Source organism: Rhodoferax sp., assembly GCF_039922535.1.
Lineage (GTDB): Bacteria > Pseudomonadota > Gammaproteobacteria > Burkholderiales > Burkholderiaceae_C > Rhodoferax_B.
This window is the reverse complement of record NZ_JBDTEM010000024.1, coordinates 23,528-33,668: the sequence shown is the minus strand read 5'-3', so window position 1 is coordinate 33,668 and position 10,141 is coordinate 23,528. Positions and strand designations below refer to the sequence as shown.

At 56.3% G+C, this 10,141-nt stretch carries 10 protein-coding genes, 1 pseudogene and 1 riboswitch; of the genes and pseudogenes, 9 read left to right on the top strand and 2 right to left on the bottom strand.

Going from position 1 to position 10,141, the window contains the following annotated elements; genetic code table 11:
• Nucleotides 1–328: pseudogene (locus ABI213_RS01180) on the bottom strand (YncE family protein); the annotation flags it as partial.
• A gap of 80 nt (nt 329–408) precedes the next feature.
• Nucleotides 409–1,167 (bottom strand): 16S rRNA pseudouridine(516) synthase, encoded by a 759-nt coding sequence (locus tag ABI213_RS01175; protein ID WP_348025746.1) that lies wholly within the window; start codon nt 1,165–1,167, stop codon nt 409–411.
• A 142-nt stretch (nt 1,168–1,309) separates the two neighbouring features.
• Between ABI213_RS01175 and ABI213_RS01170 the strand changes: the two genes are divergently transcribed.
• The 9 genes from ABI213_RS01170 to ABI213_RS01130 all read left to right on the top strand — a co-directional run bounded on the left by ABI213_RS01170 (nt 1,310) and on the right by ABI213_RS01130 (nt 10,100).
• Nucleotides 1,310–1,795, top strand: coding sequence for a hypothetical protein (locus ABI213_RS01170; protein ID WP_348005354.1), 486 nt, complete (start codon nt 1,310–1,312; stop codon nt 1,793–1,795).
• Between the two features lie 101 nt (nt 1,796–1,896).
• Nucleotides 1,897–3,393: a Do family serine endopeptidase gene (locus ABI213_RS01165; RefSeq protein ID WP_348025744.1), complete on the top strand. Its 1,497-nt coding sequence runs from the start codon at nt 1,897–1,899 to the stop codon at nt 3,391–3,393.
• 612 nt (nt 3,394–4,005) lie between these two features.
• The gene (locus tag ABI213_RS01160; RefSeq protein WP_348025742.1) at nt 4,006–4,839 is read left to right on the top strand and encodes a lytic transglycosylase domain-containing protein; all 834 of its coding nucleotides are present in this window, start codon (nt 4,006–4,008) and stop codon (nt 4,837–4,839) included.
• A 23-nt stretch (nt 4,840–4,862) separates the two neighbouring features.
• Nucleotides 4,863–5,025: riboswitch (ZMP/ZTP riboswitch) on the top strand.
• A 48-nt stretch (nt 5,026–5,073) separates the two neighbouring features.
• Nucleotides 5,074–6,318 (top strand): serine hydroxymethyltransferase, encoded by a 1,245-nt coding sequence (glyA, locus tag ABI213_RS01155; RefSeq protein ID WP_348025740.1) that lies wholly within the window; start codon nt 5,074–5,076, stop codon nt 6,316–6,318.
• A gap of 15 nt (nt 6,319–6,333) precedes the next feature.
• Nucleotides 6,334–6,777 carry a transcriptional regulator NrdR gene (nrdR, locus tag ABI213_RS01150; protein WP_348025738.1) on the top strand — a complete coding sequence of 148 codons (444 nt, stop codon included), beginning with the start codon at nt 6,334–6,336 and terminating at the stop codon, nt 6,775–6,777.
• 94 nt (nt 6,778–6,871) lie between these two features.
• Entirely contained in the window at nt 6,872–7,492 is a 621-nt protein-coding gene (locus ABI213_RS01145) for a GspH/FimT family pseudopilin (RefSeq protein WP_348025736.1), read from the top strand.
• On the top strand, nt 7,493–8,230 hold the full coding sequence (gene pilV / locus ABI213_RS01140) for a type IV pilus modification protein PilV (RefSeq protein WP_348025734.1): 738 nt from the start codon (nt 7,493–7,495) through the stop codon (nt 8,228–8,230). It begins immediately after the preceding gene.
• A complete protein-coding gene (locus ABI213_RS01135; protein ID WP_348025732.1) occupies nt 8,227–9,384 on the top strand; it encodes a PilW family protein in 1,158 nt (385 codons plus the stop codon). Before pilV ends, ABI213_RS01135 begins: the two co-directional genes overlap by 4 nt.
• An 11-nt stretch (nt 9,385–9,395) precedes the next feature.
• Nucleotides 9,396–10,100, top strand: a complete 705-nt coding sequence (locus ABI213_RS01130; RefSeq protein ID WP_348025730.1) for a PilX N-terminal domain-containing pilus assembly protein — start codon at nt 9,396–9,398, stop codon at nt 10,098–10,100.
• Nucleotides 10,101–10,141: the final 41 nt, after the last annotated feature.

The following is a 10,141-nucleotide window of genomic DNA, read 5'->3' as shown; positions in this document are numbered from 1 at the left end:
GCGAGAAGCGCAACTGGTACGGGTCCAGCACGTCGCGGATCACACGCTGGACCTCGGCCGTCTTGGGGTCGATGAAGGTCAGCGTGTCGGACAGCGCATTGGCAATCACCAGCGACTTCTCGTCGGGGGTGAGGTACATGTGGTGCGGCTCTTTGCCGGTGGGGATACGCTGGGTTTCGGTCCAGCTACCGGGGTCGATCACGCTGACGCTCGCGTCCAAGGAATTGAGGACAAAAATCGGCGAGGAAAGCGGAGGAGATTGGGCCCAAGCGGCAAGCGGGGTGGCTACGGCAAAAGCAAGTACAGAGACAAAACGTCGGACAAACAACTTCACAGGGCACCACTAATAAGAGACAAGCCCGCAGTGTAGCCGCCGGGCACGCCCCCTCTGGGCCGGGGATGTAACAGCTAAGAACCCGTCTGCGCAGCGGAAAGTTGGGCCAGGTCCTCGGCACTGAGCCAGCGCCACTGGCCCGGCAGCAGGTCGGCGGGCAGCGCAAAACTGCCCATTTGGGAACGGTGCAGGCCCTCCACCCGGTTGCTCACCGCCGCCAGCATGCGTTTGACCTGGTGGTATTTGCCCTCGGTCAGCGTCAGGCGCAGGTGGTGGCTGCTGACGGCCTCGCACGCAGCGGCTCGAACCGGCTTGGGGTCATCGTCTAGCACCACCCCGGCCAATAGCTTAGCCACCTGCTGTTCGTCCAACGGGTGCTTGGTGGTCACCTCGTACACCTTGGGGACATGCTTTTTGGGTGAAGTTATACGGTGGATGAACTGGCCGTCATCGCTGAGCAGCAGCAGGCCGGTGGTGTCCTGGTCCAGCCGCCCCACGGCCTGCACGCCTTGCAACGCGCCTTTTTGCGGTCGCAACCGCAAGGGCGACGGCAGCAATGTGTAGATGCTGGGATAGGTGGAGGGTTTTTGCGAGCACTCGGTGCCCGCCGGTTTGTTCAGCAGCACATAGGCTAGGCGGTGGTAGGGCCAGTCCACGCCCTGCACCCGAAAGCGCAGGCCTTCTGGATCAAAATCCATAGCTGACTCTGCACATAGGACAGGCGCTAGAGCCGAATTTTCCGTATAAACCTCGACGAGGCCCTGTTGGACCAGTCCGGCGCACACACGGCGCGTACCAAAGCCCTGCGAATAAAGAATGTCTTGAAGCTGCATCTCCCGAGTATCGCAAACGCAGCACCCCACTCTGCGCAACCCATACATCCCATATGTCCACAATATGGGGCATAAAGCGTGAAACAATTCACACGGATATGTAGCTTATGCGGCTACAAACTAGGTTCCACAGGAGCCCCTCATGCGCGAACTATTTACCACCCTGTTTGTTTTTGCCGCCGCCTTCATGCTGTGGCGTGCGGTATGGCCGCACCGCAACCACGGCTACCAAATCGCCGCATCCCAAGCCTTGCAGGCCTCTGATGCAGGCGATCACCAGCCCTTTAAATGGCCATCTCTGGGCTTGTTCCAATTGGGCTCCGCCGACAGCTCACGTTACCAAGCCGCCCTGAAACTGGTAGCTGATGGCACACCCATCAGTCCGGTCGGCACGCAGGTGGTGGCCCAGTTACACACTGGTGGTCACGATTCCGAAATCTGGAAACCGGTAGAGATCCGGGTCCATGGTGCGCGGGTAGGCTTTTTATCGAGCGGCGATGCCAGCCGCTTCCAGCGCCGCCTGGCCTATGAAGGGCACGCTGGACAAACCACTAGTTGCGATGCCTTGATCACCTTCAGCCACAGCCACTACGACATTCGGCTGGATTTAAAAGAGTTTCGCCACTAAGTACGGTGTTGCCCTCTGAGGCCCCACGGCACTGTTTAAGTCTGGCCTAAGCCAGCATCCCGATAGTTAGGCATCGAACCCAACTACCCAAGGATGCTCTCATGCAAGTTCTATCTCTCCAAAACACCAAACTCGTTTTGGCCCTGGTCGCCGCCGGAGCCATTGGTGGCATGGGCGGGTCCCTACTGCACAACGTCGGCGAAGCCCACGCAGCAGCGCCCCTAGTCAGCAGCGCCACCACGTTCGCAACCCCTATAGCACTGCCTGATTTTTCGCAGATCACCACCCAGTACGGCCCGGCAGTAGTCAATATCAGCGTGACAAGCGTCGCCAAAGCCAGTGACGACGATGCCGAAACCGCCCAGCACCCGCAGCGCGACGATCCGTTTGGGAACGACCCCTTCTTTGAATTCTTCCGCCGCTTCCAGCAAGGCCAGGGCCAAGGTGGAGCCCCCGGCCAGAAAGAAGCGCCCACGCGCAGCCAGGGCTCAGGCTTCATCGTGAGTGCCGACGGCATCATCATGACCAACGCGCACGTGGTGAAAGATGCGAAGGAGGTTGTGGTCAAACTCACCGACCGCCGCGAATTCATTGCGAAGGTGCTGGGAGCCGACCCCAAAACCGACATTGCTGTATTAAAGATAGAGGCCAAAAACCTGCCCGTTGCCACCATTGGAAAATCCAGCGACCTGAAAGTCGGCGAATGGGTGCTGGCCATCGGCTCGCCTTACGGGTTCGAAAACACTGTTACCGCAGGCGTTGTCAGTGCCAAGGGCCGTTCCTTGCCTGATGACAGCGCGGTGCCGTTCATCCAGACCGATGCAGCAGTCAACCCGGGTAATTCCGGCGGCCCGCTATTCAATAGCCGTGGCGAAGTGATTGGCATCAACTCCCAAATCTACAGCCGCACCGGTGGTTACCAAGGTCTGTCATTCGCCATTCCCATGGACCTGGCCGGCAAGGTGAAGGACCAAATCGTCGCCCACGGCAAGGTCGAACACGCGCGTCTGGGGGTGTCGGTGCAAGAGGTCAACCAGGCCTTGGCCGACTCATTCAAGCTGGACAAACCCGAGGGTGCGCTGGTGTCCAGCGTTGAAAAAGACGGCCCCGCCAGCAAAGCTGGATTGGAGCCCGGCGACGTGATCCGCAAGGTAGACGGACACGCCGTGGTGTCATCGGGCGACCTGCCTACCGTGATCAGCCAAGATGCACCAGGCGACAAGGTCAAGCTGGACGTGTGGCGCAAGGGTGCCGCGCTGGAAATCGAGGCCAAACTGGGCAACGCCAATGACAAACCGGTACAGGTCGCGACCAGCAAAGAAGCCGCGTCGCAAGGCCGCCTGGGTCTGGCTTTGCGCCCCTTGCAGCCCGACGAGTTGCGCGCAGCCGGAGTCGCCAATGGTCTATTGATTGAGTCCTCCGCAGGCCCGGCCGCCAATGCCGGGGTGGAAAGTGGCGATGTCTTGCTGGCCATCAACGGTACGCCGGTCAAAAGCATCGAGCAGGTAAAAAACGCTGTTGCCAAATCGGATAAATCGATTGCGCTGCTGATCCTGCGTGCGGGTGACACCATTTTTGTACCGGTGCGGATGGGCTAAACCGCATGGAATAGGCAGCCCATGCAACAGTGGGCCGCCTAAAAACAGACTTATTGACGGTCTATTGTGTAAAACACAACAGATACCACACCACCTTTGATGCCTCCAAAAAGGCATTTTTAGTATACAAAACTAGGATTTAAAACAAATAATAAACTCAAAAAACCTACAGAAAATAGCCCCCCAGCCAGACCAACACTGCGACTGCGTCACTCCGCATGCGTAGTGCAAACGGCGTGCAGCTGCTGCCTTTTCGGTAGCAGTAGCATTTTGTAAGCAACTTGAAACGGTGCCGTGCATGTGGTGTATTGCACAGTCTGGTTTGCGTACACTAGGCCATAAAACTGTACATTAATACAGTTTAAAAAAGCATATCAAATTAATTCCATATGCTTGACTCGATATTAATAGTCCTCCTAGAATCCGCCGTCCCCCCTACAACCCTAGGGACTACCCGAACCCGCTGCCGAACCCCGGCTAAGTCAAATCGCTGCAAACGCCTCAAGGGCCGTGCAGGATTTTGATGGCGTACCCACCCAATCGAGGTGCCCCAAGCGAATTGCTCTTACGCAAACTTTATCGCCCCAGGCCTTCGCTAGATGAGGAAGTGCTATGACAGCGTTACAAAAGATAGGCCAAGGGCTGCGAAGCTTCGCAGCAGATGTCACCCAAGGCTTTTTTGAGATTACCCATAACGGATTCGCCCTGTTGGGTTTGGTCGTTGTTTTTTTGGTCGTGACCATGACCGCGCGGCCCGATTTGCGCCAAGTTGCCGAAGTCCAATTGATGGGCTGGCTACAAGAGCGCCAAGTGGTGCCCGGTGTCGACACGGAATTGGCTGCAGAAGCCGATACCGATGCGGTAGACCGCGCTACCGCCAGCAATCCACAGGACTTGCCTAAACAGCAGGCTGCTGTGGCCTATTGGTTAAGCAAAAAATACCATGTGGCGGCCGAACCGGTCAGCGCCTTGGTGGCCGAGGCTTATGACCTCGGCAAACGCGTCAAACTCGATCCGACCTTGATCTTGGCGGTCATGGCGATTGAATCCGGTTTTAATCCATTCGCCCAAAGCCCCGTAGGTGCCCAGGGACTAATGCAAGTTATGACCCGCGTACACACCGAAAAATACGATGTATTTGGCGGAAAACTGGCTGCGTTTGACCCTTTGACCAATTTGCGCGTCGGTGTGAAGGTGCTGCAAGAGTGCATCGCCCGCGCGGGCTCTGTAGAAGGTGGTCTACGCTACTACGTGGGCGCAGCCAATATCCAGGATGACGGTGGATATGCCGGTAAAGTGATGGCCGAACACAGCCGCTTGCAACAAGTTGCCGCGGGTCGTACGACACCCATGACCGCGCCCCGCCCGATTCCAGTGGCGACTCCTGCCTTGAAGATACAGCCCCCCGCGGACGAGGACAAAGTCGCGATGCTCGTCAAGTATTGAGGTTTCGTTGCCTCCGTTACACTAGCCAAGTACGCAACTGGCGATAGGCGTGACCCTTAGAGGTGCTCATGCTGACGTGGACTACCGCTACGGCCTTTTTTGCAAGGCCCGTCGGGCAACCACTGGGAAGCGTACCGCCAGGGCTACCAAGCCCTTGGTGTTCAGCCGTTCGCCTGGGCAGCACTTGCTTCACTGCAAGGACCACCGTCTTGACTATCAGGTTAAAGGACTGCCATGTACGACCGTACGATTCTCGTAGAGCAAACCGATCCCGAGCTGTTTGCAGCCATCCAAGCAGAAAATGCCCGCCAAGAGCATCACATTGAGCTGATCGCCAGCGAAAACTACGCCTCACCCGCCGTCATGGCCGCGCAGGGATCGCAACTCACCAACAAATACGCCGAAGGCTACCCAGGCCGCCGTTACTACGGTGGCTGCGAATACGTAGACGTAGCCGAGCAACTGGCGATTGACCGCGTCAAACAAATCTTTGGGGCCGAAGCCGCCAACGTACAGCCGCACTGCGGTGCGTCTGCCAACGAAGCTGTCTTCCTGGCTTTCCTGAAGCCTGGCGACACCATAATGGGAATGAGCCTGGCCGAAGGTGGTCACTTGACGCACGGCATGGCACTGAACATGAGTGGCAAGTGGTTCAATGTGGTCAGCTACGGCCTCAATGCGAACGAAGCTCTTGACTACGATGAGATGGAGCGTAAAGCCCACGAATCCAAGCCGAAACTCATTATCGCGGGTGCCAGTGCTTATTCTCTAGCTATTGATTTTGAACGCTTTGCCAAAGTTGCCAAAGACGTGGGTGCCATCTTCATGGTGGACATGGCCCATTACGCTGGCCTAATTGCTGCAGGTATCTACCCCAACCCCGTACCGCACGCCGACATTGTCACCTCGACCACCCATAAGAGCCTGCGCGGCCCACGTGGCGGCATCATCCTGATGAAGTCGCAGTTTGAGAAAGCCATCAACAGCGCCATCTTCCCCGGCCTGCAAGGCGGACCGCTGATGCATGTGATTGCGGCCAAGGCGGTTGCCTTCAAGGAGGCGCTCGCCCCCGAATTCAAAATCTACCAACAGCAGGTTTTGAAAAATGCACAGATAGTGGCAGAAACTTTGACCCAGCGCGGCCTGCGTATCGTCAGCGGTGGCACCCAGAGCCACCTGATGCTGGTCGATTTGCGTGCCAAGGGTATTACCGGCAAAGAAGCCGAAGCCGTATTGGGCAGTGCCCATATGACTATTAACAAGAACGCCATTCCCAACGACCCCGAGAAGCCCATGGTTACCAGCGGTGTCCGAATCGGTACCCCTGCCATGACCACCCGTGGTTTTAAGGAAGAGGAAGCCCGTGCCACCGCTAACTTGGTAGCCGACGTGCTGGACAACCCGCGTGACGCCACCAACCTGGATACCGTCCGCGCAAAAGTTGCCGCGTTGACCAACCGCTTCCCGGTTTACCGTTAAGTCACCATAGCCCCCATGAAATGCCCTTTCTGTGGCCATGGCGAGACCCAAGTGGTCGAAACCCGCGAATCCGACGACGGCGACTTAGTGCGCCGCCGCCGCCGCTGTGGGGGCTGTGAACTGCGCTTTACCACCTACGAACGCGCCGAGGTGGCGATGCCTACCGTGGTCAAAAAAGACGGCAGCCGTGCCGACTTTGACCGCAAAAAACTGCACGCGTCCATGCGGCTAGCGCTGCGCAAACGTCCCGTGGGCATGGAGCAAGTGGATGCCGCGTTAGACCGCATCGAACGCACGCTACTCTCCAGCGGTGCCAAAGAATTGGCGACCTCCAAGCTGGGTGAGTTGGTCATGCGTGAACTAAAAAATCTCGACAAAGTGGCTTACGTACGCTTTGCATCTGTGTACCGCAGTTTTGAAGATGTGGACGAGTTCAGCCGGTTGATCAAAGACATCTAATAGAGTTGCAAAAGACCGCTGGAATGCTACCAACGGTCAATTTGCCAGGACAAACGGCCCGCTGCGCGCAAGGGTTGACGGCACAATCCGACACATGTTTGTTAACTCGCCACACACACGCCTTTCACGCTCTTATGGCTTCACGCTCATAGAGTTATTGGTAACCATCGCAATCGTGGGAATCTTGGCAGCTTTGGCTGCCCCCTCATTGCGTACATTTATTGTGCGAAACACGTTTTCAAGCATTGGAAATGAATTCAGTGGCAGTATTTTGCGGGCGCGTAATGAAGCAGTCAGCAAAAACATGTGTGTCTCCATGTGTATGAGCGATACCGTGGATACAGCAACGCCCTTTTGCACGCAAAGTAGTAGCAGCGACTGGCAAGTGGGCTGGATTGTCTTTATGAATCCCACATGCAGCACCACTTACGGCAAAGATGCAGGTACCAATGCAGTTGCCGCGACCGACATGTTGCTGGTGCGCAGACCGGCAAACCCCGAATACGTTCTGAATTCACAGAGGTCCCCCCCTACACGCAGGCTTCAATTCAACGCCCGTGGCAGCAATGGTTTGAGCGGAGCAGATGAGTTTGACCTAGGAATGCAATCCAGTGGAACGACCAGCCTCACCTTTGCTTATGGCTTCAATATTTGCCTTGACCCCATGGGACGTACACGCTCAATTCCAGCTGATAAAACCTGCGGGAATTTTTAAATGCACTATCCATTCATTCCCAAATGGCATCGGCAAAAACCGCAGTTCCATATGGTTTTTCATACAAAAGGCGTGACGCTGATTGAGGTGCTGGTTGCCATCATTATTTTGTCTATTGGTCTTTTAGGTATCGCTGGCTTACAAGTCGCCACCGCCAAATACCGGTTAGGCAGTGGCTCCAGAGCGGCCACGGCGGCCTTGTATTCTGATTACACGGACCGCATACGCATGAACCCCGACATGGCGGGGCCCAATGCCATCAGCGGGGGGGTAGACCCGGCCATTTCATCCAGCGATTTAGACAGTTCCAAATACACCTACCAAACCAGCTGGGCCGCACAGCAAGGGGTGTCAGACACAACGCTTAACACCCTCCTCACAGCGGCAACTACAGCCTGCGATGGCAGTAGCAGCGCATGCACACCCACCAATCGGGCCACATACGACATGCTGGCCTGGCGCAGAAGAGTCCGAGATAGCTTGCCTCAGGGAGCGGTATACGTAACAGGCAACAGCAAAGTCGGCATTGAGGTCACGCTGATGTGGATGGACAAAGACAATACCAATAAATCGGTGGGCGTTGACGACGGAAGTACTGCAACACAAGTCAGCTTGGTCACGGCACCAAGCTGCAGTGCCATCACCGCCACCACCGGATTGGCTTTGCAAACCTGCTGCCCGGCCAACGCATCCGTTATCGCCGGTGTGCGCTGCACCCGTTTTTCGTTCACGCCATGACCCACAGCCCTTCCATCCATCGCCAACGCGGCGTTACCCTGATTGAACTCATGGTCACCCTTGCCATCACGCTATTTTTAGTAGCGGCTGCCGCTTACGCATATCTGGGCACGCGAGAAACCCAGCGTGCCATTGAGCGCAACAGCAGCAACACTGAAGTGGGCGCATTTGTGCTGCAGCTTATTGGCCAAGACATCATGAAAGCCGGGTACTACCCGGCTAATATTTCGCGAGTTCTCACGGCGAGCGAAGGCTTCCCCAAACTCAGTAAATACCCGCCTTTAAAGCAGAATGAAAACCCGACACAACTCACGGACTGGACATTGCCCGCTGACCCTAATCCCACACTGGCCTACTACCCTTTACGCCAAGCGCGGCCCATGGGCCCGTATGGATCGGGCTTGTTTGGTTGCAAAGGTGCCAAGTTCAAACCCAGCACCGGTATCTGCGATACAGCCGTAGACGGTGCGCCTGACTCTATCGTTGTAAATTACTTTACCAACGACTCCCTAGACGGCAACACCGGTGACCGCACGGACTGCACCGGTGCCGATGTGGGCAATGACACTAGCAACACCAACCGCATTGGTACAGCTGGCCTAGCCCCATCGCAACCCTTGTTTGTGTCCAATCGCTACGGCATCAATGCCACCAAAGTCGAGATCGACAAGCAAACCATCAACACCTTCAGCCTGGCATGCAACGGCAATGGTGCCAGTGGCAGCAAGCCCAATCCCGCTGCCGCCTTGTCTGGTAACGGTAAAGCCAACGACACATACCAACCCATGATCGCCGGCATTGAAGACCTGCAAATCACGTACGGTGTCTTCGCCGCCACAGGCAACCAAAATCGGCGGACCCCAGACAAGTTCTATGAGGCGGATGACGTGGGAAAATTAGATTGGGTCGAAGTCGATGACCCGCCATTTCCCAAAGTGTTCACGCCCCCCTGGTCCAGAGTGGTGGCGGTGCGGGTTTGCGTCATGGCACTCAGCCCAGGTGCAGCACCCAAAATTGGCAATGCAGCAAGTGCTCCTGCCACATATGTAGATTGCAACGATGTCACGCAAACCCAGAAGGCCGGTGACTTCAGCCTGCGTAAACGCTTTGTGCAAGTGTTTGCGGTGCGCAACAGGTTGAACCAGGTTTTCTGATGGTGACCCGAATGCCAAAATCCACCGTCCCGCCAGTCCAACGCCGCAAACACCCATATCGACCCCGCCAGGGTGGTGTCGCCTTGGTAATGGTGCTACTTTTTTTGGTTGCCATCACCGGACTTACCGTGTGGGCAGCACGCCAATCCATGCTGGGTGAGGGCATGTCGCGCAACCAACAGGATTTGGAAGTCGCTCGCCAAGCTGCGGAGTCGGCACTCCGCGATGGCGAACGCGACTTGGGTGGGGTCATAGCGCCATCTGGCTCAACGCCTTCTTGCCCAAAGCGGGTCATTCTGCCCATCAAATTTACAGCAGATTGCATCGCGGGGCTGTGTATTCGCAGTGATGCAGCCTATGCCACCTACCAGTGGAGTAGCGCCAACAGCCTAACCACTTCCGAGCCATGGTGGCCAACAGGCAAAGGTGGGGCGTGGAATAACGACTTCAATAACACCACACCCACCAAACCGATTCGCACGCCTCCATCCACAAGTAGTGCTTGCGATAGCTTCACCGGGGCTGTACCACTTGGCACCTTTACCGGCGCACCTGCGATTAAAGGCGTTGCCATACAGCCAGAATATCTGATTGAATATTTCAAACGCTCTGTACCAGGTCGGCAAGAAATGGCGGTTTACCGGGTGACAGCCCGAGGCTTTGGTTACACCAATCGCACACAAGTGGTAGTGCAGAGTATTTTTCTGCCTGAGTAATTATCCATATGCAACCAGTTGTATTGACACATTTCCCGGAA